At 61.9% G+C, this 22,123-nt stretch carries 20 protein-coding genes; 10 read left to right on the top strand and 10 right to left on the bottom strand.

Annotation, left to right across the window (positions count from 1 at the left end):
• Window positions 1–2 precede the first annotated feature (2 nt).
• Genes purF through FVE67_RS05250 form a run of 5 tightly spaced genes read right to left on the bottom strand, consistent with a single transcriptional unit; the run spans window position 3 to window position 5,695 of the window.
• Complete coding sequence (gene purF / locus FVE67_RS05270; protein WP_168719594.1) at window positions 3–1,373, bottom strand: amidophosphoribosyltransferase; 1,371 nt, start codon at window positions 1,371–1,373, stop codon at window positions 3–5.
• 32 nt (window positions 1,374–1,405) lie between these two features.
• The gene (locus FVE67_RS05265; protein ID WP_168719593.1) at window positions 1,406–2,782 is read right to left on the bottom strand and encodes a TldD/PmbA family protein; all 1,377 of its coding nucleotides are present in this window, start codon (window positions 2,780–2,782) and stop codon (window positions 1,406–1,408) included.
• The gene (locus tag FVE67_RS05260; protein WP_168719592.1) at window positions 2,779–3,741 is read right to left on the bottom strand and encodes a carbohydrate kinase family protein; all 963 of its coding nucleotides are present in this window, start codon (window positions 3,739–3,741) and stop codon (window positions 2,779–2,781) included. The genes FVE67_RS05265 and FVE67_RS05260 overlap by 4 nt, the downstream gene beginning before the upstream one ends.
• The gene (locus FVE67_RS05255) at window positions 3,738–4,226 is read right to left on the bottom strand and encodes a hypothetical protein (protein ID WP_168719591.1); all 489 of its coding nucleotides are present in this window, start codon (window positions 4,224–4,226) and stop codon (window positions 3,738–3,740) included. The genes FVE67_RS05260 and FVE67_RS05255 overlap by 4 nt, the downstream gene beginning before the upstream one ends.
• Window positions 4,223–5,695 (bottom strand): flagellar assembly protein A, encoded by a 1,473-nt coding sequence (locus FVE67_RS05250; protein WP_168719590.1) that lies wholly within the window; start codon window positions 5,693–5,695, stop codon window positions 4,223–4,225. The genes FVE67_RS05255 and FVE67_RS05250 overlap by 4 nt, the downstream gene beginning before the upstream one ends.
• A 65-nt stretch (window positions 5,696–5,760) precedes the next feature.
• Between FVE67_RS05250 and FVE67_RS05245 the strand changes: the two genes are divergently transcribed.
• The 6 genes from FVE67_RS05245 to FVE67_RS05220 all read left to right on the top strand — a co-directional run bounded on the left by FVE67_RS05245 (window position 5,761) and on the right by FVE67_RS05220 (window position 15,231).
• Window positions 5,761–8,334 carry a cation-translocating P-type ATPase gene (locus FVE67_RS05245; RefSeq protein WP_168719589.1) on the top strand — a complete coding sequence of 858 codons (2,574 nt, stop codon included), beginning with the start codon at window positions 5,761–5,763 and terminating at the stop codon, window positions 8,332–8,334.
• The gene (locus FVE67_RS05240) at window positions 8,309–8,803 is read left to right on the top strand and encodes a metallophosphoesterase (RefSeq protein WP_168719588.1); all 495 of its coding nucleotides are present in this window, start codon (window positions 8,309–8,311) and stop codon (window positions 8,801–8,803) included. Before FVE67_RS05245 ends, FVE67_RS05240 begins: the two co-directional genes overlap by 26 nt.
• Window positions 8,803–8,994, top strand: a complete 192-nt coding sequence (locus FVE67_RS05235) for a DUF6722 family protein (RefSeq protein WP_168719587.1) — start codon at window positions 8,803–8,805, stop codon at window positions 8,992–8,994. Before FVE67_RS05240 ends, FVE67_RS05235 begins: the two co-directional genes overlap by 1 nt.
• 108 nt (window positions 8,995–9,102) lie before the next feature.
• Window positions 9,103–11,073, top strand: coding sequence for a hydantoinase/oxoprolinase family protein (locus tag FVE67_RS05230; protein ID WP_168719586.1), 1,971 nt, complete (start codon window positions 9,103–9,105; stop codon window positions 11,071–11,073).
• A 47-nt stretch (window positions 11,074–11,120) separates the two neighbouring features.
• Window positions 11,121–12,551, top strand: a complete 1,431-nt coding sequence (locus FVE67_RS05225; protein WP_168719585.1) for an RtcB family protein — start codon at window positions 11,121–11,123, stop codon at window positions 12,549–12,551.
• Window positions 12,552–12,585: 34 nt separating this feature from the next.
• Window positions 12,586–15,231, top strand: coding sequence for a PhnD/SsuA/transferrin family substrate-binding protein (locus FVE67_RS05220; protein WP_168719584.1), 2,646 nt, complete (start codon window positions 12,586–12,588; stop codon window positions 15,229–15,231).
• On the opposite strand, the gene FVE67_RS05215 is transcribed toward FVE67_RS05220, so the two are convergent.
• Window positions 15,208–15,762 (bottom strand): D-glycero-alpha-D-manno-heptose-1,7-bisphosphate 7-phosphatase, encoded by a 555-nt coding sequence (locus tag FVE67_RS05215; RefSeq protein WP_168719583.1) that lies wholly within the window; start codon window positions 15,760–15,762, stop codon window positions 15,208–15,210. The two genes, FVE67_RS05220 and FVE67_RS05215, sit on opposite strands and share 24 nt — an antisense overlap.
• A complete protein-coding gene (gene waaF / locus FVE67_RS05210; RefSeq protein WP_168719582.1) occupies window positions 15,759–16,733 on the bottom strand; it encodes a lipopolysaccharide heptosyltransferase II in 975 nt (324 codons plus the stop codon). The genes FVE67_RS05215 and waaF overlap by 4 nt, the downstream gene beginning before the upstream one ends.
• A 119-nt stretch (window positions 16,734–16,852) precedes the next feature.
• Here waaF and FVE67_RS05205 point away from each other — a divergent pair, with 119 nt between their 5' ends.
• The 3 genes from FVE67_RS05205 to FVE67_RS05195 are packed head-to-tail and all read left to right on the top strand — an operon-like array spanning window position 16,853 to window position 18,799.
• Window positions 16,853–17,107, top strand: a complete 255-nt coding sequence (locus tag FVE67_RS05205; RefSeq protein ID WP_168719581.1) for a sulfurtransferase TusA family protein — start codon at window positions 16,853–16,855, stop codon at window positions 17,105–17,107.
• A 1-nt stretch (window position 17,108) separates the two neighbouring features.
• Entirely contained in the window at window positions 17,109–18,275 is a 1,167-nt protein-coding gene (locus FVE67_RS05200) for a cysteine desulfurase family protein (protein WP_168719580.1), read from the top strand.
• A gap of 14 nt (window positions 18,276–18,289) precedes the next feature.
• Window positions 18,290–18,799: an iron-sulfur cluster assembly scaffold protein gene (locus FVE67_RS05195; RefSeq protein ID WP_168719579.1), complete on the top strand. Its 510-nt coding sequence runs from the start codon at window positions 18,290–18,292 to the stop codon at window positions 18,797–18,799.
• On the opposite strand, the gene truD is transcribed toward FVE67_RS05195, so the two are convergent.
• Window positions 18,796–19,962 (bottom strand): tRNA pseudouridine(13) synthase TruD, encoded by a 1,167-nt coding sequence (truD, locus tag FVE67_RS05190; protein WP_168719578.1) that lies wholly within the window; start codon window positions 19,960–19,962, stop codon window positions 18,796–18,798. The two genes, FVE67_RS05195 and truD, sit on opposite strands and share 4 nt — an antisense overlap.
• A gap of 40 nt (window positions 19,963–20,002) precedes the next feature.
• Between truD and FVE67_RS05185 the strand changes: the two genes are divergently transcribed.
• Window positions 20,003–21,334 carry an EAL domain-containing protein gene (locus FVE67_RS05185; protein WP_168719577.1) on the top strand — a complete coding sequence of 444 codons (1,332 nt, stop codon included), beginning with the start codon at window positions 20,003–20,005 and terminating at the stop codon, window positions 21,332–21,334.
• Here FVE67_RS05185 and FVE67_RS05180 read toward each other — a convergent pair.
• Window positions 21,331–21,552, bottom strand: coding sequence for a DUF2905 domain-containing protein (locus FVE67_RS05180; RefSeq protein ID WP_168719576.1), 222 nt, complete (start codon window positions 21,550–21,552; stop codon window positions 21,331–21,333). The genes FVE67_RS05185 and FVE67_RS05180 overlap by 4 nt on opposite strands.
• Window positions 21,549–22,103 carry an epoxyqueuosine reductase QueH gene (locus tag FVE67_RS05175; protein ID WP_168719575.1) on the bottom strand — a complete coding sequence of 185 codons (555 nt, stop codon included), beginning with the start codon at window positions 22,101–22,103 and terminating at the stop codon, window positions 21,549–21,551. Before FVE67_RS05175 ends, FVE67_RS05180 begins: the two co-directional genes overlap by 4 nt.
• Window positions 22,104–22,123: the final 20 nt, after the last annotated feature.

Genomic DNA, 22,123 nt, shown 5'->3' with positions numbered 1-22,123 from the left:
TTCTATCTTTCCAGGATGTCCTTGCGCAGGCCCTCCCGCACCGGAACGGGGTACTCTCCGGTGAAACAGGCTAGGCAGAAACGCTTCCCGTCTCCGCCGGCGGCGGCGATCAGTCCCTCGAGGGAAAGATAATACAGGCCGTCCAACTCCAGATAGCGCCGAATCTCTTCCACGGAATGCTTGGCGGCGATGAGTTCTCCGGGAGTGGGAAAGTCGATCCCGTAAAAGCAGGGATAGCGGATGGGCGGACAACTTATGAGCATGTGGATCTCGAGGGCCCCGGTCTCCCGGATGGCCTTAACCCGGGTGCGGCTGGTAGTCCCCCGCACCAAGGAATCGTCCACCACCGCCACCCGTTTCCCCCGCAGGATCTCCCGCACCGGATTGAGTTTCACCCGCACGGAAAAGTCCCGCATGCCGGCCGAAGGCTGAATAAAGGTCCGACCCACATAGTGGTTACGGATAACCCCCATCTCAAAGGGCAGCCCCGTGGCCTGGGCGTAGCCGATGGCCGCATAGTTTCCGGAATCCGGAAAGGGCATTACGAAGTCCACCTCCAAAGGCCTTTCCCGGGCCAGCCCCTGACCCAGACGCTTGCGGAAGGCATAGACATTTTCCCCAAAGATGTAACTGTCCGGCCGGGCAAAATAGATGAACTCAAAGATGCAGTAGGCGGTGGCCTCGCTCTTTACTCCTTCGTAGGAATGGAGCCCGTTTTCGTCGATGACCAGGATCTCTCCAGGCCGGATGTCTCTCAGATACTGGGCTTGAATAAGGTCCAGGGCACAGGTCTCCGAGCTCACCACATAGCCCCCGTTGACCATTCCCAGACAGAGGGGACGAAAACCGTGGGGATCCCGGAAGGCGATGAGGCGGTCTGGAAGAAGGAGGACCACGGAATAGGCCCCGCGGATGACCTCCATGGCCTCGCGGATGGCCTCGACGATCCCCCGGCGGGAAGCCTTAGCCAGGAGGTGCACAATGACCTCACTGTCCATGGTGGTTTGAAAGATGGACCCCTGGGCCTCCAGTTCGGTCCGAATCTCGTGGGCGTTTACCAGGTTGCCGTTGTGGGCCAGGGCCAGGGTGCAACCCCCGTGGGTCACGCAGAAGGGCTGGGCGTTTTTTACCGTGGTGGAACCGGTGGTGGAGTAGCGTACATGCCCTACGGCGATGTGGCCGGGGAGACGGGAAAGAATCTCTTCGTCAAAGACGTCGGGGACCAGCCCCAGGGCCCGGTACTCCCGCACCTCCCGACCGTCAGAAACCGCCATCCCCGCACTTTCCTGGCCCCGGTGCTGCAGGGCGTAAAGCCCAAAGTAGGTGAGCTTGGCCGCTTCTTTGTGACCGAAGACCCCGAAGATTCCGCACATAACTCCCGCCTCCGCAGGAATTCCCCTTTAGACTACCCTGTTTTGACCTCTCCGCCCACCAGGAGTTCCGGGATGCGAAGGGTGGGCTGGGCGTCGGAGACCGGGACCCCCTGGCCGTCCTTGCCGCAGGTCCCGAGACCGAAGCCTAGATCCCGGCCCACCATGTCAATGATCCGCAGGACCTCCGGGCCGTTTCCCGCAAGGGTGGCCCCGCGGACCGGCTCCCCCACCTCACCCCCTTCGAGGAGATAGCCCTCGGTCACCTCGAAAACAAAATCTCCAGTCACCGGATTGACCTCCCCGCCCCCCATCTTTTTTACCAAAAGCCCCCGGTCCACACTGCGGATGATCTCTTCCGGCTCGTGGGGACCGGGAGCGATGAAGGTGTTGGCCATACGGGGGATGGGCCGGTGCCGGTAGGACTCGCGTCGGCCGTGGCCGTTAGGCTCTTTACCGAATTTGAGGGCCGTAAGCCGATCGTAAAGGAAATTCCGGAGCACCCCGCCTTCAATGAGGACCACCCGCTGGGCCGGAACCCCCTCGTCGTCGAAGGCGTAGGAGCCGCGTTTTCCGGGAAGGGTGGGATCATCGATCACCGTGATGAGGGGGCTGGCCACTACCTCTCCCAGGCGGCCGCTGTAGACAGAAAAACCCTCCTCGGCATGGTCGGCCTCCAGACCGTGCCCTACGGCCTCGTGGATCATGGTCCCTCCGGCCTCGGCGGAAAGGACCACCGGCATACGTCCTCCCGGAGTCCGGCGGGCCGAAAGCATAAGGAGCGCCCTTTCCGCCGCCCGACGGGCCACCTCCTCCGGAGGATGCTCCTCAAAGAGCTCCAGGCCCACCGTGCCCCCCACGGGTTCATAGCCCTGCTGGAGCAGCCCCTCCCTTTCGGCCACCACCTGGACGGCAAAAAGAGTATAGACCCGTCCCTCCTCCACCAGACGGCCCTCGGAGGTGAGCATGGCCACCTCCTTTTCCGTCTCCTGATAGATCACCCTTACCTGGCGAATTTCCGGAGAGAGTCTCCGGGCCACCTCCGCGGCCCTCTTGAGACGGGAAATCTTTTCAGCCAGGGTCTCGCTTTCCAGAGGAACCCGCACCGCAGGGCGCGCAAAAAGGTGCTCAAAGCTCCGAGGCCGCCCTCCGGAATCCTTTCGGGAAAGTTCCCGGGCCAGGGCTTTTAAGGCCTCTGCCGAAAGATCGTTGGTGAAGCCGAAGGCGGTGTGAAAATCTGGATTCAGGCGTCGCAGACCGGCCCCGGCGTCCTCTCCCAGGGAGACCTCCTCTAGCCTTTCGCCCTCCAGGACCAGGCGCAGGCTCCGGGTGGCCTCCAGGTAAAGGTCCGCAAAGAGGGCCCCCTCGGAAAGCCGGGCCAGGGCCTTTTCCGCTCCGGCGGGAAGCCTCAAGCCGCGTCCTCCTTTAACTCCCGCACCCAGTTTAGAAATTCCTCCCGGCCGGGACAACCCCGGCGGCCGTAATCCCGGAGGCTGGCCGCCGCCACCCGAAGGCCGAGGCGCAGGGCCGCCTCCGGCGAAAGCCCCAGGGCCAGCCCGGCGAGCACCCCGGCATCAAAGAAATCTCCGGCTCCGGTGTTGTCCACCACCTCTTCGGCTTTAGCGGCCGGAAGAAATATTTCCCCCTCCGGGCTGAGCCGGGCCGCCCCCCGGGCCCCGTGCTTGAGAAAGATCTCTCGCACTCCCAGGCCCCAAAGCTCCTCCGGTGAAAAACCCAGTTTGAAGAGTTCGGACTCCGTAATGAAAAGGGTGGTCACCCTTGCGAGAAGGGGCCTTAGGGTCCGTCCCCGGGCGGCATAGATCTCCCCAGGGTCCAGACTCCGCCTTCCGAAAAACCGCCGAACCAGGCGCAGATGAAAGGCCAACCCCTCCTCCGAGACCAGGGAACTGAGATGAAGCCAGTCCCCGGAGGGTTCGGGATCAAAGTCGGCCAGGGCCTTCTCACAGGTCCCCGGGCATACGGCGATAAAACGATCCCTCCGGCTATCGAGCACAATGAGGGCCCGGCCGGTGGTCCCCTCCCTCCGGACCCCGGAAAGATCCACCCCGAACTCCGCAAGCTCGGCCAGCACGTGCTCTCCGGCCTCGTCCCTTCCACAGGCCCCCAAAAAGGCCACCTCAAAACCGAAGCGCGCCAGGGCAAAGGCCGTGTTGGCCGCCGAGCCTCCGCCGCAGTGGGCCACCCTTTTTCCTATTTGGGAAAGCCTCTCTTCCAGGGCTTCGAAGGCCTCAAGAGAAAGGGCCACCTCCCCTCCAGGGGCCACCTCTAGCCCCCCAAGTCCGATCTCCTTAAGGGAGGGGACCTCGTAAAAGAGATCGAGATTTAGGGCCCCGGAAAGAAGGAATTTCACTTTCGGGAACGTTTCTCCATGTAGTTGGAAAGGAGGACCAAATCTTCAAAAAGGGCCTCCGAGAAAGGCAAAAATTCCTCTCGGGCCCGGCGGTAGATCTCTTCAATATTTTCCCCCCTTTGTACGGCCTCCGAGAGCTCTCGGGCCCGCAGATGAAGATCCGCGTATCGGTCCCGGATGCGTTTCCAGAGTTCTCGGGAGGTCTCATCAAAGGGTTTAAATTCCTTGATGAATCGCCCCACTTCGTCTTCCTCAAAAACCACAGCCTTTTCAAGGGTTCTTCCGGCCAAAAGGTCCCGGATAACCCGCGTCTGCCAGCGCATAAGCCCCTCCAGGGCCATCTCCAAGTGGAGAAGAGCCGGATCCACCTCCAGGCTCTCCCCTCCTTCTCCCGAGGCCTCCCGCAGGGCCTTTTCGTATTTTTGCAAGAAGGTTTCCGTAGTGTCGCTTAAATCCTTCAAGGTCTCGCTTGGTCGACGTTTCATGCTCCCTCCAGAAATTGGATTCCGGCCTCGGTGAGGCGAAAGACCCCCGGGCCGTGCTCCCGGCGAATGTCCCGAAGGTGTCCGTCTATCCCTACGGCTACATTAGGATAGACCCTCCGGGTCACCTGCACCGTAGCCCCTACCCCCTTGCGCAATTCCTCCTCCAGAAAATTCAGCCGATCTTTGAGCTCGCTCATCTCCAGAAGTCTCTGGCGCAGGTGCTGGCGTAGGGTTTCCAAGGCCTTTTTCTGTTTGGGGGTGAGTCTCCCGGAGCGGGCCAGACGAAGACCCTGCATAAGGGCCTCCTTCATGCGGTCGGTAAGTTCATCCAGGCGCTGCCACTCTTTTAAAAGACGCTCCTGTTCTTGGGCAACCTCGTAATCGTAGCCCACGCGCAGAAAGGTCTTTACAAAGGCGGGGCTTCCCAAGACACTCACCGTGGCCGAGCCCTGTACATAGACCTCTCCCCCCACAATACCTTTTTCTCCAAAAACGAAAAGGTCTGCCCCCACCGTAGCGTGGGTCCAGAGGAGATATCCCCAGACCGTAAGCTTGCCCTTTACCCGTATCTGGGCCCATTCCACGATTTGGACCTCGGCCTCGCCCTGGCTCTCCACCAGGGTGTTTTCGCCCCGCACAATGCCCGAGATCTTAAGGCGCCCTCCAGCCCAAAGGCGGGCCCCCTCTTCGACGTCTCCCTGGATCACCAGGTCCCCGGCAGACTCCACCGTAAAACCCCGACGTACAGACCCCGAAATGGTAAGAGACTTTCCGTGAAAGTGGATGTTGCCCGTCTCCCAGTCCACATCCCCGCGAAGGGTGTAAACAGAATGAATCCGGGCAAAGCCTTCCCGCACTTCAAGGATGCCCCCCTCTTCGGCCAGGATAAGGCCAAGTTGTACATCATAGCGCAGGCCCGGCCCCAGAGTGAAAGTAAAGGGTTTCCCCCTGGAGGCTTCCCTAGAAGGCCCTTTTTCGAATAGTTGGTCTATTTCCTCAATCTGGGCTAGGATCTCGTCTTTGGGAGCCTGGGATCGCACCTCCACGGGGCGTCCCGGAGGGGCCGGGATCTCCTCTCCCCATACGGTATAGCCCGGCACTCCCGGGCTGGGAGGATGCACCCGAGCCACCGGAGTGCCTGCAGGGACAGAGACTAGGGCGTTGATCTCCCGCCAATCTACCCTCTCCCCGGAAAGAGGCCGGGGCCCTCGGGAAAGGTCCACCAGAAACTCCACCCGTCCGTCCCGGCCAGGCTCTGGAGGTTTCCCCCGGGCCACCACCAGACGCCCGTCTCGGATCTCTGGGGCCTTTAAGATACCGGTCAGCCCGAGCGAAATTAGTCTCTCTCGGAGAGAAAAGAAATCTTGGGTCGAAACCGGGCCCCCTTCTTTCTCCAACCAGGCCACCAAGCCGTCCTCCGAGACCCGCAAAAACAGCCCTTCACCCAGACTCACCAGTTCTCTGGTCATGAGTCTTTAATATCTTCGGTTTTGCGGGATGTAAATCCTTAGCGGATCTGGTAAAGGTAGGTTTTATGGAAAAGCCCTGGGCGCTTCCGGCCGAGGAAGTCCTGAAAGAACTGGGAACTCCTCCCGAGGGACTTCCCCCGGAAGAGGTGCAGGAGCGCCTTCGGCGCTATGGCCCCAACCGGCTTCCCTCACCTCCCGGGCGCTCTCCTTGGCGCATCTTCTTTTCCCAGTTTCGTTCCCTTTTCGTCTATGTCCTCTTAGTGGCCGCACTTGCGGCCTATTTCCTGGGGGAGCCGGTAGATGCCGCAGTGATCCTCGCCGTGGTCATCCTGAACGCCCTTCTGGGCTTTTATCAGGAGTACCGGGCCGAACGCTCCCTGGAGGCCCTGCGGACCTATCTCACCCCCCGGGCCTTGGTAAGACGGGCCGGAAAGGTCCAAACCGTAGAAAGCACCCAAATTGTTCCCGGAGACCTTCTCCTGCTTAAGGCCGGGGCCAAGGTGCCTGCCGACGCCCGGCTTATAGAAGTGCGGGCCCTCCAGGTGGACGAGTCCGTACTTACCGGAGAGAGCCTTCCGGTGGAAAAATCCCCGGAGCCCCTTCCCGAGGGAACCCCTCTGGCCGAGCGCAAGAACCTGGTCTTTTCCGGCACGCTGGTTACCGCCGGTGAGGGGCTGGCCGTGGTGGTGGCCACCGGAGAGAGCACGGAATTCGGCCGCCTGGCCCGCCTCATGCGGGAGGTACGCCTCCCGCGCACTCCCCTCACCGAAAAACTGGAGAAATTCACCCGCTGGGTGACCCTGGCCATCCTTCTCCTTGCCGGACTTACCTTTGCCCTGGGCCGCTTGCGGGGCTTCCCGCTCGAGGAATCCTTCATGGCCGCGGTGGCCCTGGCGGTCTCGGCCATCCCCGAAGGCCTTCCGGTGATCATCACCGTGGCCCTGGCCGTAGGGGTAAGCCGCATGGCCCGAAGGCAGGCCGTAGTGCGGTATCTCCCGGCGGTGGAGACCCTGGGAAGCACCACGGTGATCTTTACGGACAAGACCGGAACCCTTACGGAAAACCGGCTGCGGCCCGAGGTCCTGGTAACCGCCCAAGGGGAAACTCACTTCCTCTCTCAAGGAGAGCCCTCCCCGGATCTCCGGGAATTCTTAAAGGCGGTGGCCCTTTCTCTGGAAGAGGGTCTCGTGTTAGACGAGGCCCTGGCCGAACTCCTGAAAACCTTCGGGGTCTCTCCGCCTTCCTTTCGGATTCTTGGAAAGATCCCCTTTGACTCCACCCGCAAATATCAGGCCCGGCTGGTGGAAACGGAGGGACGGAGACTTCTCGTCCTCAAAGGGGCCCCGGAGATCGTGCTCGGACTTTGCTCCGGGGCAGGGGAGTTGATCTCCCGGCTGGAAGACCTTGCCTCCCAGGGCCTGCGCCTGGTGGCCCTGGCCTCAGGAGAAGTCTCCGCGGAGGATCCCTTTGAGGCCCTAAAAGAAGCCCCCCTGCGCCCTCTGGGCTTGGTGGGCTTCCGAGACCCACCCCGGCCGGAGGCTCCGGAGGCCATCCGTACCGCCCTTCGGGCGGGTATCCGGGTAAAGATGGTCACCGGAGACCATCCCCTCACCGCCCGGAGAATCGGGGAAGAGGTGGGGCTTTCCGGGGAGCCGGTGACCGGAAGCCTCCTAGAGACCCTGTCGCCGGAAGAAGTCTTTGCCCGTCTTGAAAAAACGGATCTGGTGGCCCGGGCCACTCCGCAGACCAAGCTCCGGCTCATCGAGGCCTTCAAGGCCCGCGGAGAGATCGTGGCCATGACCGGCGACGGGGTCAATGATGCCCCGGCGCTCAAGGCCGCCCATATTGGAGTGGCCATGGGAAGTGGGACCGAGGTGGCCAAGGAGGCCGCGGATATGGTCCTCCTGGACGACCGCTTTGTGACCCTGGTGGAGGCTGTGCGTGAGGGTCGTACGGTCTTCGACAACCTGCGCAAGAGCCTCCTTTTCATCCTCCCCACCAACGGAGGAGAATGCCTTCTCCTGCTGGCCGCTTTGGTCGCCGCCTCCGTCCTTCCGGTGCTTCCCCTCCATATCCTCTGGATCAATCTGGTGACCACGGTGGCCCTGGCAGTGACCCTTTCGCTGGAGCCCCCGGAGCCCGGAGTCATGGACCGCCCGCCGCGCCCCCCGCAAGCCCCTCTCCTTGACGGAAGGCTCCTGCTCCAGATCGTCGTGGTCTCGGCACTCATGGCGGGCCTCACCTGGGGGGCCTTTGATTTCTGGAAGAGTCGCCATGGAGTGGCCGAGGCCCGGGCCCTCGCGGTCAACCTTATCGTCTTTCTGGAGACCTTCTATCTTTTCAACACCCGCTTTCTGGGCCAGGCCCCCAAGAACCCCCTCCGGCTCCTTTCCGGAAATCCCCTGCTGCGGCCCGGGCTCCTTTTCATTCTCCTGGCGCAGCTAGCCTTTACTTACTGGAAACCCCTTTCCGGTCTTTTCCGGGTGGAGGGACTGCACCCAGAGGGTTGGCCGGTGATCTTCGGGGCGGGAATTCTCCTCTTTTTTCTGGTTGAAATAGAAAAAAGGCTTTTTAAAATTTGGCTGCCGTCTAGCAAACCCCAAGGAGAGGGCCATGAAGTTCGCCATCCTGAGCGATAGCCACGACCACATTCCGCACCTTAAAAAGGCCCTGGCTCAGGCCCGGAAGGCGGGGGCCGAGGTGCTCTTCCACTGCGGGGACCTCATTTCCCCTTTCATGGTCCCGGTATTGGCCGAATTCCCGGGACCGGTACATTTTATTCAGGGAAACAACCGGGGAGACCCTCATCTTTTGGAAAAACAGGTGGCCCGTTTCCCCCAGGTCCACTTTCACGGGGAGTTCGCCTTCCTGGAGGTGGGCGGACTTTCCATCGCCATGGTCCACTACCCGGATCTGGCCCGGGGACTTGCGGCCACCGGCGACTACCATCTGGTCCTCTGCGGGCACACACATGTCTATAAAGTACTTCGGATTAAAGAGGCGCTGGTGATCAATCCCGGAGAGATCCTGGGCAAAGAGGGCCCGCCCACTTTCGCCCTCTACGACACGGAGACCCGGGAAGTAGAAAAGGTGATTTTGGCCGACTGATGACCAGCTTTCAGGAAAAACGCAAAGAGGCCGCTCGGGTATTTTTCGATGTTTCTAAATACAGTTTTGGAGCCGGAGTCATAGGAGCCGTTCTCTCCGAACAATTGACGATAGAGTTGCTAGGATTTATTCTAGCTGTAGGATTGGTAGCCTTCTTCTTAGGCTGGCTCATTTATCCCGAGGAGGGGTAAGGTGGAAGTAGGATTAATTTTACTTTTAGGTGTCTTGCTTCTGGGTCTTGAGGCCTACCTCCTCATCAAATTTGACCAACGCCGGAAGAAGGTCTCCGTGAGCTGAAAGTGCGCGTTGCCGTAGATACCGGAGGGACCTTTACCGATTTCGTGGCCGAGGTCGAGGGGCAACTTCTCACCTACAAGGTCCCCTCCACCCCCGAGGATCCTGCCCGAGCCATCCTGGAGGGTCTGCGGGTCCTTTCCTCGCGCACCGGACGCCCTCCCGAAGAGGTCCTTCACGGAACCACCGTAGGAACCAACGCCTTTCTCACCCGTCGAGGGGCCCGGGTGGCCTTGTTGACCACCCGCGGATTTGAGGACGTAATCTTCATCGGGCGCCAGGCCCGTCCGGAACTTTACAACTTTTTGGTCCAGAAGCCGCCTCCGGTAGTGGCCCGCAGTCTGGTCCTGGGGGTGCGAGAGCGGGTGCGGGCCGACGGAACCGTAGAGCTTCCCCTTTCCGAAGAAGAAATCGCGCGGGTGCGTCTCTGGGTAAAGCAAAAGCGACCCGAGGCCCTGGCCATCTCCCTCCTTCACGCCTACGCCTTTCCCGAGCACGAACGCCGTTTGGCCAAGGCCCTGGCCGACCTGGGAATCCATCTCTCCCTTTCTTCGGAGATCCGTCCGGAATTTCGGGAGTTCGAACGCACTTCCACCACCCTGCTCAACGCCTATCTGGCCCCGGTAGTGGGGCGCTATGTCCGCAGGCTGGGCAAGGCCCTCCCCGGGGCCCGGATCTTCATCATGCAGTCGAGCGGAGGGCTCCTTCCGGTCGAAGAGGTGGAAGGGCGGGCGGTAATGACCCTTCTTTCCGGCCCCGCGGGCGGCGTGCTGGGGGCCCTGGCCGTGGCCCGGGCCCAGGGCTTTAAGAGGATCATCACCCTGGATATGGGGGGCACTTCCACCGATGTGGCCCTTTGCGACGGGGCCCCCACCTATACCCGGGAGTACGAAATCGAGGGGCATCCGGTGGCCCTGCCCTTGATCGACATCCACACCATTGGGGCTGGAGGGGGGTCGTTGGCCTGGTTTGATCCCGGTGGGGCCCTGAGGGTGGGCCCCCAGAGCGCTGGGGCCGATCCCGGGCCGGTCTGCTATGGGCGTGGGGGGCGTCAGCCTACGGTCACCGACGCCCACCTCTTTGTCGGACGCCTCCTTCCCCATCGTTTTCTGGGGGGCCGGATGGTCCTGCGTCCGGAGCTTGCGGCCCGAGCTTTGGCGGAGATGGCCCATCTCAAGGGCCTTTCTCCAGAAACCCTGGCCCTTTCTATTCTGGAAATTGCCGCCACGAACATGGAGGCCGCCCTGCGCAAGGTTTCCCTGGAGCGGGGGTATGACCCTAGGGAGTTTGTTTTGGTGGCCTTCGGAGGGGCCGGGGCCCTCCAGGCCGCGGAACTCGCGGCGCGGCTAGGGATCTCCCGGGTGCTAGTGCCACGGCTTTCCGGGGTGCTTTCCGCCCTGGGAATCCTCGTGGCGGAGCCGCGTTTCGACTTCGCCGCCGGAGTCCGGCCCGGACGCGATCCCGCCTCCTACGAATTCCTCCAAAGAAAAATGGCGGCCCTGCGGAAAAAAGCTCTTTCGGCGGTAAAGTCTCTGGGCTTTGCGGAAAGAGATCTCGCGGTTTCCGAAAGCGTAGATCTACGCTATGCGGGACAGGCCTTTGAGCTCACCATCCCCTTCGGGACCGACTTTCAGGAGGCCTTTCGGCGAGAACACGAAAGGCTTTACGGCTTCCATCTGGGGGACCGGACTCTGGAGGCCACCGCGGTGCGGGTGACGGTCACCGTAAGGCGCCCGCCGCCGGTCTGGCCTCCCTTTAAAGGCGGTCGGGCCCTTCAGCCGGCAGAAAAAACGCTCCTCCTTCTGAGCCCGGAAGAGCGCAGGCCCGCCCCGGTCTATCTCTGGGAGGACCTCCCGCAAGAGGCCGAATTTTCCGGACCGGCCCTAGTGGTGGGGGACTACGCCACGGTCTTCGTCCCCCCGGGCTTTCTCTGCGCCGCCGATGGCCACGGCAACCTCCACCTTTACCCGGGCTAAAAGCGAACTTACGTTTATAAAACGGAATCCCTCCCGAGGAGTATCTCATGGAACTCAAAAAGCTGGTCAAGATAAACGATTACGAGTGGGAGATCCCCCGGCAGGGGGAAATGCGGGTGCCGGGGAAGATCTTTGCCAGCCAGAGGCTCCTTGAGGAAATGGACGAAAAGGTCTATGAGCAGGTGACCAATGTGGCCACCCTTCCGGGGATCGTGCGGGCCTCCATCGCCATGCCCGATGCCCATTGGGGCTACGGATTTCCCATCGGAGGGGTGGCGGCCTTTGATCCGGAGGAGGGAGGAATCATCTCCGTAGGTGGGGTAGGCTACGACATCTCCTGCGGAGTGCGCACCCTGCGCACCGGGCTCAAGCGGGAGGAGGTGTTGCCCCAGATCGAGCGCCTTATGGATGAGCTTTACGAGACCGTGCCGGCCGGGGTGGGCTCCGAGGGAGAGATCCGGCTCTCTCCCAAGCAGCTCGACGAGGTCCTGGTGGGCGGGGCCCGCTGGGCGGTGGAGCGGGGCTATGGGGAACCCGAGGATCTGGAATACATTGAAGAACGGGGCTGCATGCCGGGGGGCGATCCGGACTGCGTGTCTCTGGAGGCCAAAAAGAGGCAGCACCGTCAGGTGGGCACCCTGGGCTCGGGCAACCACTACCTTGAGGTCCAGTATGTGGCCGAGATCTACGATCGCCGGGCCGCGGAGGCCTTCGGGCTGGAAGAAGACGACGTGGTGATCACCATCCACTGCGGCTCCCGGGCCCTGGGGCACCAGATCGCCACAGATTACCTTCCGGTACTGGCCAAGGCCGCGCGCAAATACGGAATCCCCATCCGGGAAAAGGAGCTGGTCTGTGCGCCCATAAATTCCCCGGAGGGAGAACGCTATTTCAAGGCCATGGTCTGCGGAGTAAACTGTGCCTTGGCCAACCGCCAGGTGATCACCCACCTGGTCCGGGAGGTGGTGACCGCGCTTTTCAAAGAGGCCCGGGTAAGCCTCCTTTACGACATCAGTCACAATACCTGTAAGGTGGAGTGGCACGAGGTGGAAGGCCGCAAGCGGCGACTTTTTGTCCATCGGAAGGGGGCCACCCGGGCCTGGGGGCCGGGCCGGCCGGAACTTCCGGAGCGCTATCGGGCCGTAGGCCAGCCGGTAATCATCGGAGGTTCCATGGGCACGGCCTCTTACATCCTGGTGGGCACCGAGGAGGGAGAACGCAAGGCCTTCGGCAGTGCCTGTCACGGAGCTGGCCGTAGCATGAGCCGCCACCAGGCCCTGAAAAGCTTTCGGGCCGAACACATTATTGAAACTCTCCGGAAAAGGGGCATCGTGGTTCGGGCCCGGAGCAAACGGGGAGTGGCCGAGGAGGCCCCGGAGGCCTACAAAGACGTGGACCGGGTGATCGAGGCCGCTTGCGGGGCCGGTCTCACCCGCAAAGTGGCCCGCCTCCTTCCCCTGGGCTGCCTCAAAGGCTAGCCCTCGATCCGAAATTTTATTAACCTTAAAGGTGATGTTTCTTCTGGTGCGTTTGGTCCTTCTTGCGGTCTTTTTCTCTTCGGCCCTGCCGACTCTGACCCCGGCCGCCTCGAATCAGGAAGTGGTCTTTGCGGTGCTGGCCAAAAGGGGGCCGGAGATCGCCCGCAGGCGCTGGCAACCCCTGGTGGACTATCTCGAAAGGCGCACCGGCCTTAAGATAAAGCTCCTCCCCCTGCCCTTCCGCGAACTCGAAGAGGCCGTGGAAGGGCAGAAGGTGGATCTCGTTCTGGCCAATTCCGGGATGTATGTCCTCTTTGAGTCCTGCTGCGGGGTTACGCCTCTGGTGACTCTCAAGAACCTAAAGCTAGGACAGGTCTATTCGCGCTTCGGAGGAGTCCTTTTTACCCGGGCCGACCGCCGGGATATTCGCTCCCTCAAGGACCTCCGGCACCAGAGACACCCTCCGGCAAAAGGGGCCCTAATCGGGGCCGTGGATCCGGAATCTTTTGGGGGCTGGATCATGCAGTGGCGCCTCCTGCGGCGGGCGGGGCTGCGACGGGGGAAGGACTACACCGTGCGCTTTTACGGAACCCACGACGCGGTAGTCCTGGCCGTCCTCCGGGGAGAGGTGGATGCGGGCTGTGTGCGCACCGATACCCTGGAGAGCATGGCCGCCGAGGGACGGATTCGGCTTGCGGATTTTCGGGTGCTTCATCCGGTAAAACATCCAGGGTTTGCCTTCCTGGTGAGCACGGAACTTTATCCGGAATGGCCCCTGGCCCGCACCCCCCGGCTTGCGGACGAAAAGGCCGAGACCCTGGCCGCCGCCCTCCTGGCCCTCCCCAAAGATTCTCCGGTCGCCCGGGCCGCGGAGGCCGCCTGGACCCTTCCGCTCAATTACCAGCCGGTCCACGAGGCCTTCAAGGAATTGGGGCTTGGCCCCTACGCCGAGGTTCGGGCCCGGGCCCTGAAAGAGGCCCGCAAGCGCTACCTGCACATCATTTTCCTCTACACCCTGATTTCCCTCATCGGGCTTTTTTTAACCCTCTATATTTTCTATCTCAATCGGCGACTAACTAAGCTCAACCGAAGTTTAGACGAATATCGCCATCACCTAGAAGAGATGGTGGCCGAGCGCACGGCCAACCTGGAGGCCCTGGCCGAAACCCTGCGGGAGGAGCGGGAGCGCCTGGCGGTCATTCTGCGCTCCCTGGGAGAGGCGGTCATCGTCACCGACACCTGGGGACGAATCACCCTGGTGAATCCCGCGGCCGAAAAGCTTTTGGGTCGGCGCTCGAAAGAGCTGGTGGGAAGATCCTTCTGTGAGGCCCTTTCTCTGGAAATAGATGGGAGGCCCTGTGGGGAGGCTCTTCTTTTGCTGCAAGAAGACCGCCTAGTGGAGATCGCGGAGGCCCGGCTGAGGCTTCCCCAGGGAGAGGAACGGGTGGTGGAGGGGACCGCGGCCCCGGTCCATGGAGAAGGGAGCCAGATCCTGGGCACGGTAGTCATCTTGAGGGATATTTCCCTGCGAAAGCGCCTGGAAGAAGAGGCCCGAAGGGCTTCCCAGCTTGAGGTCCTGAGCCTTCTGGCTGCCGGGCTGGCCCACGACTTCAACAATCTCCTGGCCACCATTATGGGCTATCTCGATGTGCTCCGTCTCCGGGTCTCCGATCCGGAGATCCAGGAAGTGGCCGAGCGGGCGGAGAAGGCCTGTCTTTCGGCCCGCACCCTTACCCGGGAACTTCTCACCTACACCAAAGGCGGGGGCCCGGTAAAGAGGCTGGCCCGGTTGGAGGAGGTGATCCGGGAGGCCCTGGCCTTCGGGCTGGCCGGCTCCGGGGTCCAGGCGGAGCTCAACCTAGAGCCAGATCTTCCCCCGGTGGAGATGGACCTAGAACAGATGGCCATCTGTCTCCACAACCTCCTTCTCAACGCCCGCCAGGCTATGGGAGAGTGGGGCCGTATTTTTTTGCGGGCCCGGAAGGTGGAGCTTCCTCCCGGAGACCCCTCGGGACTTCCCCCGGGCCCTTACGTGGCTCTTGAGATTCGGGACACCGGCCCGGGGATCCCGGAGGAAGATCTCCCCCGGATCTTTGAGCCCTTTTTCACCACCAAGCCCGGGGGCTCGGGGCTGGGGCTTTTCACCTGTCGCCGGGTGATTGAGGCCCACGGGGGGCGCATCCTGGCGGAAAACGCCCCCGAGGGCGGGGCCCTTTTCCGGATCTATCTTCCCGCCGCCGAAGGCCAGGTTCTTCCGGCCGAAGAACGCCCAAGACCGGCCATCCCCCGGCGAGCCCGAGTCCTGGTCCTGGACGATGAGGAGGGAGTGCGGGAGACCGTGGCCGAACTCCTGCGTCTTCAGGGCTTCGAGGTGGAGACCGCCTCCGAAGGCGGGGAGGCCCTCAAGGCCTTCGAGGAAGCCCTTTCGGCGGGCCGGCCCTTTGAAGTGGTCCTCCTGGACCTCACCGTCCCCGGAGGCCTTGGAGGCAAGGAGGTCCTTCCGGAGATGCGTCGGCGGGACCCGGAGGTAAAAGCCATCGTCATGAGCGGTTATTCGCAGGATCCGGTGCTTTCTAACTTTCGGGACTTCGGCTTCGACGGGGCGATGGTGAAGCCCTTTTCCGCCCAGGACCTTCTACGGGTAATGGCCGAAGTCTTAGGCCCGACGGGAGAGGATTAGGCGGGCCGCGGAAAGGAGGTCTTCGGCCACCAGATCCGGCTCAAGCCCCTTCTGCGGAAGCACATATTCCAGCTCCCCGCGCCCATATCCCGTAAGGACCAGCACTCCCCGGGCCCCGATATTTCTAGCCAGGGCCAGGTCCACCCAGCGGTCCCCCACCACAAAGGCCCGGGAAAGGTCCAGATCCAGTTCTTCGGCCGCCCTCAGGGCCAGACCCGGCCGGGGCTTGCGACAGGGGCAGCCGGCCTCGGGGTGATGGAGACAGACGTAAAGGCCGTCCAGTTCGGCCCCCTCGGCGGCCAGACGACGGCGCAACTCCGCATGGACCTCGTGGACCAGGGCCTCGGGGAAATACCCCCGAGCCGGGCCGCTCTGGTTGGTCAAAATCACCACCGCAAAACCGGCCTCTCGGAGAAGTCTTATAGCCTGGGCCGCCCCCGGGAGGAGGCGGAGACGGGAGAGATGATTGAGATAGCCCACTTCCTCGTTCACCGTTCCGTCCCGATCAAGAAAGACCACGGGTCTTTTCATTCTCCAACCTCCGCTATCTCTAGCGTAGCCTCCAGCACCTCGGCCACCGAGATCTCCCCCAGGCACCGGTAATGGCCCTCGGGACAGGTGCGCGCCAGGCAGGGACTACAGGAAAGCCCGCGAAAGATCACCCGGGCCCGGGGGTTGAGGGGACCGGTAGCCTCGGGGTCGGTGGAGCCGAAAAGGGCCACCTGGGGACGCCGGAGGGCTGCAGCCAGATGCATAAGCCCGGAGTCGTTAGAGACAAAGACCGCCGCCCTTTGGAGCACCGCCGCCACGGTAGCCAGATCCGTAAGTCCGCAGAGATTGCGCGCTCCCGGAATCTCGGAAAGAAGCCCCTGCACCGGGGCCCGCTCCCCTTCCCCCCCAACGAAGACCACGGAAAATCCCCTGCGGAGGAGTTCGGCGGCCAGCTGGCCGAATCTTTCCAGCGGCCAGCGTTTGGCCGGCCCGTAGGCCGCTCCCGGGGCGAGCACCGCGAGCGGCCCGGAAACTCCGGAAAGAAGGCCTTCGGCCCGCCGGCGGGCCTCCTCCGGCACCTGCACCCAAAGCTCTTTTTCGGCCACAGGCCTTCCCAGGGCAGAAAGGAGTCCCAGGTAGTAGTCCCGCTGGTGGAGCTTTTGCCGGGGCCGGGGCACCGCCCGGGTAAGGAGAAACCTCCTTCCGTCGGCGGCGTAGCCTATCCTTTCCGGAACCCCGGCCAGGAAAAAGAGGAGGGCCGCAGAAAAGGAGTTGGGAAGGAGAAGTCCCCGGGTAAAGCCCCGCCCCCGGAGGGTGCGAGCCGTACGTAGAAGCCCCCCTCGCCCTTCCCGGAGCTCCTCAAAGCCCGCCACCCCGGGAAAGGCCTCAAAAAGGGGGCGCAGGAAGGACCGCCCCACGAGCCATACCGGACCCTCCTGCCCCAGCGCCGCCAGCACCGGAGTGGCCATAACCGCATCTCCCAGCCAGTTGGGAAGCCGTACCAGCCACATCCCTTCCAGTTTAACGGGGCCCGGAAAAACCCGTAAGGGTGCCCAGATAATTCCTATCTTGACAGTAGAAATTTTGGGCCTATAATGTCTACTAGAATGGTAGAGATTGGAGGTGCCCCATGAAGTTCGTAGAAAAGGTCAAGGCCGACGCCTCGGTGGACCTGGTCTTTCGCATGTGTCCCATGCACCTCCTGGAGCCGGAGGAGGCCCTACGGAAGCTCCGGCCCGGAGAGATTCTGGAAATCCTTACCGACTACGACGGGGCCCTGGAGGACATTCCCGCCTGGTGCGCGCGGCACGGGCAGGAATTCCTGGGGCTCAAAGAAGAAGATGGCGTGCTGCGCTTTTATGTGCGCAAGGTACGGGAGGTCTGAAATGGAAAAAAAGATCATCTACCTCGACCATGCGGCAGCCAGCCCGCTTCTGCCTGAAGTGCGCCAAGCTATAGAACCCTACCTGGGGGAGCGCTTCTGGAACCCTTCGGCGGTCTATGACCTGGGCCAGAGCGTGCGGGAGGAGGTAGAAGCCGCCCGTAGGGAAGTGGCCGCGCTCCTGGGAGCAGCGCCGGAAGAGATCATCTTCACCTCCTGCGGGGCCGAGGCCAACAACCTTGCGGTAAAGGGCCTGGCCCTGGCCAACGAGAAGAAGGGCCGGCGGGTCCTGGTCTCGGCTATTGAGCACCATTCGGTCCTTAACAGCGCCCGTTTCCTCGAACGCCTGGGCTTTGAAATGGCCCTCCTTCCGGTAGACCGCTACGGAAGGGTGCTCCCCGAGACCCTGGAGCGTATGCTCACCCCGGATACGGTCCTGGTCTCCGTGGCCCAGGCCAGCAACGAGATCGGAACCATCCAGGACCTGCGCCCCCTGGTGGAAATAGCTCACGCCCAAGGAGCCCTTTTCCATACCGATGCCGTAGCCTCGGTGGGCCAGATCCCGGTGGAGGTGAAATCCTTGGGTGTGGACGCCCTCTCTCTTTCCGGGATCAGCCTGGGGGCCCCCAAAGGGGTGGGGGCCCTTTATGTACGTAAAGGGGTGCGGATCATGCCCCTTATCCACGGCGGCATCCAGGAGCGAGGTTTTCGAGCCGGGACGGAAAATGTCCCCGGGATCATCGGCCTGGGGGTGGCCGCGCGGCTAGCCCGGGAACGCCTTCCGGAAAGGGCTGCCCGCCTGCGGACCCTCCGGGATCGCCTCCTCAAGGAGATCCCCGCCCGCATCCCTAAGACGCACCTTACCGGACATCCGGAAAAGCGCCTTCCCGGTCACGCCAGCTTTTGCTTTGAGGGTCTGGAGGGCGAGGCCCTGGTCTATCTTCTGGCCGCCCACGGCATTTACGGCAACACCGGCTCAGCCTGCGCCTCTAAGGCCCTCAAGACCTCTCCGGTGCTCAAGGCCATCGGCCTTCCGGAGGTGGTGGCCCAGGGCTCTCTGGTCCTTACCCTAGGGGAGGAAAACACCGAAGAAGATATAGCGCGGGTGCTCGAGGTCCTTCCGCAGGTGGTCGCCCGCCTGCGGTCCATGAGCCCCATCTGGGAATCCTAGCGAAGGAGGGTCCTATGTTTACCGAAAAATACACCGAAAAGGTCCTGGAACACTTTGCCAACCCCCGCAACGTGGGAGAGATTCCCGACGCCGACGGGGTGGGCGAGGTGGGAAACCCCGCCTGCGGGGACATGATGACCTTCTACATCAGGGTCCAGGACGGCCGGATCACCGATGTGAAATACAAGACCTTCGGTTGTGTGGCGGCTATTGCTGTGGCCAGTGTGGTGAGCGAACTGGCCAAAGGCAAGACCTTGGAAGAGGCCAAGGCCCTGCGCAACGAGGACATCGCCCGGGAATTGGGCGGCCTTCCCAAGCAGAAGTGGCACTGTTCCGTCCTGGGGGCCAAGGCCCTGAAGGAGGCCATCCTGGACTATGAGGCCCGGGCCTCAGGAAAGCCCCGGGAAAAGCCTGCCCGGCCCAAACGCAAACAGGCCTGCCCGGAATGCGGGGTGGAAAACCCCCTTACGGCTCGCTTCTGTATGCAGTGCGGGGCTCCCCTGGAGGTCTCCTGCGAGGCCTAAAGGGGCCGACGAAAGAGGCGCTTTAAGACCAAAGTGGCGTAGGCCCCCCGGGGCAGGAAGAAACGAAAGACGGCCTTCCGCGCCCCGGGGTGCCGCTCGTCCGGAGCAAGACGGAAGGAGAGTTCCTGTGGGAAGACCAGGGCCTCCCGGGGATAGGTCTTAAAGACCAGGCCCTTGACCAGGGTCCGCAGACGGGAAAGCCCCTCGATCCCCTCCCGCCGCAGGACCTCTTCGTAAAGGGTCGAAAGCTCGGCCGAGACCCGGAGCTTGGGACTCGGAAGGGGAAGCTTGAGGACCCGCAGCCGGGAAAGGGCCTCCTCCGGAAGCCTTTCATAGAAGAAAAGTTCCCCCAGAAGGTAGGGTACCCGAAAATGGACCAGACCTTCCCTTTGGAGAAGGGCCTTCAGGACCTCGTTCCAGAGATAGGCCTGGTAGGCCTGGGCCAACATGAGGAGATATTCCCGATCCACCAGGGCAAAGGCCCGTTTGAAGGTACGCTTGCTTGGCCGATGGGAGGAAAGAAACTCTAGAAGCCTTCTTTCCCAGGGACTCGGGGCCAGAGAAAGGCAGGGGGCTACCCGGGGCCAGTTTTGGCGCAGGCAGTCCCGGAAGGCCTCGGTCCTTCGGTATTCGTACTGGGAGCCCTCCACCAGCAGGAGATAGAGGGCCCGCTCGAAGTTCCCTAACACCGCCTCCCGGGCGGCAAAGCCCTGCCCGTGGCGCACGGAACCGAAGCGCTGCTCGTCAAAATAATTGGGGACCCCGTAGGTTTGGACCGCCTCCACCTCTCGCCAAAGGTCTTCTTCGGAAAGGTCCACCTCCCGCACGGTGATCTCAAAGAAATTGCCCTTAAGGCGGCTTTTTTTCATGGGGGCCGTGACCTGTCCCAGGTATTCAAGATGCCAGCCCTCTCCGTGCAGATCCCGGCGGGGGCCGTGGGGGATGGTCACAAACTGGTGAGAAAGGGCGTGTCGATCCTTGAGACCTCCGTAACCCAAGAGGTCCTGGCGAAGGCGGAGCCTGCGGGCCACCTCTCCTAGTACATCCCAGGTGGTAAGCCCCTTTTTGCGCAAGCGGTAAAGGGCAAACTCACCCCGGCCCTCGGGATGCATGTCCGCCACCTCATAGACCACAAAGTCCTCGGGGATCTCCTTGATGCGCATCTTTTAACCTGGCTCCTGCGGGGTTATATACTCCTTTAAGATGTCCTCCGAAACCGCCTTTCTAAAAAAACGCCTCCTGGAGTGTGAGGAGGAGCTGGCCCGGGCCCAAGAGCTTTTGCTCATCGATCCGGTTACGGGTTTTTTGAACGAACGGGGCTTCCTCCGCGCCCTTTCGGCCGAAATGGCCCGTTGCCTTCGCGAGGGAAGCTTTCTCGCCCTGTGCCTGGTGGAAATCCAAAATCTCGAGCCTCTGCAAAACATACACGGACTTTACGGGGTCCAGAAGGTCCTGGCCTTTGTGGCCGAAAATATCAAGCGCCAGCAGCGGGCCTACGACCTTCTGGGGACCACCGGCCGGGGCCTCTTCTGGATTACGGCCGCGGTCAAAAAGAGCAGCGAAGGGGCCGCCGTGGCCCAGCGCCTTTATCGTTTCTTGAATCAACTCTCCTATCAGGACCAAGAACTCTCCTTCCCCATCAAGGCCGCGGTGGTCACCCGGGTGGTCTGCGGAGGACACCAGCCCTCGGAGCTTCTCAACGAGGCCTTAAAACTTCTCCCCCAGGCCCGTCTCTCTCCAGAGCCTCTCATTCTTCTGGGAGGGGAGTCCCCGGAAAAAAAGTCCCTGGAGCGGGAACTTTTCAACGCCATCACCCGCGGAGAACTGGTCCTGGCCCTCCAACCGGTAATCAATACCGAAAGCGGCCAGACGGTCTTCTATGAAGTCCTGGCCCGCTATATCTCCGAGGATGAAAGGACCCTTTCGGCCGGGGCTTTTATGCTTTCGGTGGAAGACCTCGGCCTTTTTGAAGAGCTGGATCGACAGATCCTTTACAAGGCCCTGGTGCTCCTGCGGGAAAGCCCGGAGCTTGGCAAACTGGCCATAAACCTCAGTCAGGAATATGTCTATCAGAACCTTGCCCGGGACCTTTCCGCCTGGGTAAAGGACCTCAAGGTCTTCCCCGAAGACCTCATTCTGGAGATCAACGAGCGCAAAAGCGGCTTTTCCCCGCTGGTCCTGGCCCAGAAGCTCTCCCTCCTCAAGGCCGAGGGCTATCTTTTGAGCCTTGACGATTTCGGGGTGGAGACCTCTAACCTCTTCCTCTTACGGGATATCCCCTGGGATTTCGTCAAGGTGGATGGCCGCTTCGTGCGGGGACTTCTCACCAACGAATTCGACCGGCTGGTCCTGGGTTTTCTTTCTCGCTGCGCCCGGCAAAGGGACTTTCGACTGGTGGCCGAACAGGTAGAAGAAGAACGGGTCCTGCGGGAAGTGCGCAAGTTCGGAGTCCCCTACGCCCAGGGATTTTACTGCGGAGAGCCCCAGCTCATCCCCGAGACCCGTTACCTCAAGCCCCCGGAACTCAAGGCCTAACGTCGCAGGAGATTAAAAATCAAAGTCAAAAGAAGGCTCAAAAGAAGACAGGTGGCCAAAGGGAAATAGAAGGTGAAGTTTCCCCGGCGAATGAGGATGTCTCCGGGGAGACGAGGAAGCTGCGAAAGCTTGGGAAGGAGCAGGGTCACCATCCCTACCACTATCAGAAGCACCCCGAAAAGGATCAGGCTTTTTCCCAATTCGGCTAGGGGATTCATGCCCTCCTCCGGCGCCACTTCTTGTCATAACGTTCTTGCTCACTAAAGATACATCCGCAGTAGGCCTGGCGGTAGATCCCGAGCTGGCGGGCCTCTTCCTGCCCCTTCCGCCAACCCTCCCGAAAGTCCCGATAAAGAAAGGTGAGCCCGAAGCGCCGGGCTAGGGCCTCTCCTATCTCCCGCAGGAGTTCGTGCTTTTGAAAGGGACTGTAAAGGAGGGTGGTGGTAAAGACCTCAAAGCCTCCCTCCCGGGCCAGACGGGCGGTTTCCCTAAGACGCAACCAGTAACAGACTTCACAGCGATCCTCTTCCCGAAAGACCACCTCCCGCAGGAAATCCCGCAGGCCATAGTGCCGGTGCCAGATCACCTCTAGGTCCCGCACCTGAGAGACCTCCCTCAGGGCGGCCATGCGCTTGCGAAACTCCCGATAGGGATGAATATTCGGATTGTAAAAAAAACCTACCGGCTCCAACCCTTCCTCCCGCAGGACCTTAAGGGGATAGAGGGTACAGGGCCCGCAACAGAGATGAAGCAGCACTCTGGAGACCATCAATTCAAAATTAATCCCGG

Origin of the sequence: Thermosulfurimonas marina, from assembly GCF_012317585.1 — a bacterium.
Lineage (GTDB): Bacteria > Desulfobacterota > Thermodesulfobacteria > Thermodesulfobacteriales > Thermodesulfobacteriaceae > Thermosulfurimonas_A > Thermosulfurimonas_A marina.
The sequence above is the reverse complement of the archived record's forward strand: the minus strand, read 5'-3'. Positions and strand labels throughout refer to the sequence as shown.

Coding starts and splice junctions, on each gene's coding strand:
- purF (WP_168719594.1), bottom strand. CDS start 1,373: ATGTGCGGAATCTTCGGGGTCTTCGGTCACAAAGAAGCGGCCAAGCTC.
- FVE67_RS05255 (WP_168719591.1), bottom strand. CDS start 4,226: ATGAAACGTCGACCAAGCGAGACCTTGAAGGATTTAAGCGACACTACG.
- FVE67_RS05250 (WP_168719590.1), bottom strand. CDS start 5,695: ATGACCAGAGAACTGGTGAGTCTGGGTGAAGGGCTGTTTTTGCGGGTC.
- FVE67_RS05245 (WP_168719589.1), top strand. CDS start 5,761: ATGGAAAAGCCCTGGGCGCTTCCGGCCGAGGAAGTCCTGAAAGAACTG.
- FVE67_RS05240 (WP_168719588.1), top strand. CDS start 8,309: ATGAAGTTCGCCATCCTGAGCGATAGCCACGACCACATTCCGCACCTT.
- FVE67_RS05235 (WP_168719587.1), top strand. CDS start 8,803: ATGACCAGCTTTCAGGAAAAACGCAAAGAGGCCGCTCGGGTATTTTTC.
- FVE67_RS05225 (WP_168719585.1), top strand. CDS start 11,121: ATGGAACTCAAAAAGCTGGTCAAGATAAACGATTACGAGTGGGAGATC.
- FVE67_RS05220 (WP_168719584.1), top strand. CDS start 12,586: ATGTTTCTTCTGGTGCGTTTGGTCCTTCTTGCGGTCTTTTTCTCTTCG.
- FVE67_RS05215 (WP_168719583.1), bottom strand. CDS start 15,762: ATGAAAAGACCCGTGGTCTTTCTTGATCGGGACGGAACGGTGAACGAG.
- waaF (WP_168719582.1), bottom strand. CDS start 16,733: ATGTGGCTGGTACGGCTTCCCAACTGGCTGGGAGATGCGGTTATGGCC.
- FVE67_RS05205 (WP_168719581.1), top strand. CDS start 16,853: ATGAAGTTCGTAGAAAAGGTCAAGGCCGACGCCTCGGTGGACCTGGTC.
- FVE67_RS05200 (WP_168719580.1), top strand. CDS start 17,109: ATGGAAAAAAAGATCATCTACCTCGACCATGCGGCAGCCAGCCCGCTT.
- FVE67_RS05195 (WP_168719579.1), top strand. CDS start 18,290: ATGTTTACCGAAAAATACACCGAAAAGGTCCTGGAACACTTTGCCAAC.
- truD (WP_168719578.1), bottom strand. CDS start 19,962: ATGCGCATCAAGGAGATCCCCGAGGACTTTGTGGTCTATGAGGTGGCG.
- FVE67_RS05185 (WP_168719577.1), top strand. CDS start 20,003: ATGTCCTCCGAAACCGCCTTTCTAAAAAAACGCCTCCTGGAGTGTGAG.
- FVE67_RS05180 (WP_168719576.1), bottom strand. CDS start 21,552: ATGAATCCCCTAGCCGAATTGGGAAAAAGCCTGATCCTTTTCGGGGTG.
- FVE67_RS05175 (WP_168719575.1), bottom strand. CDS start 22,103: ATGGTCTCCAGAGTGCTGCTTCATCTCTGTTGCGGGCCCTGTACCCTC.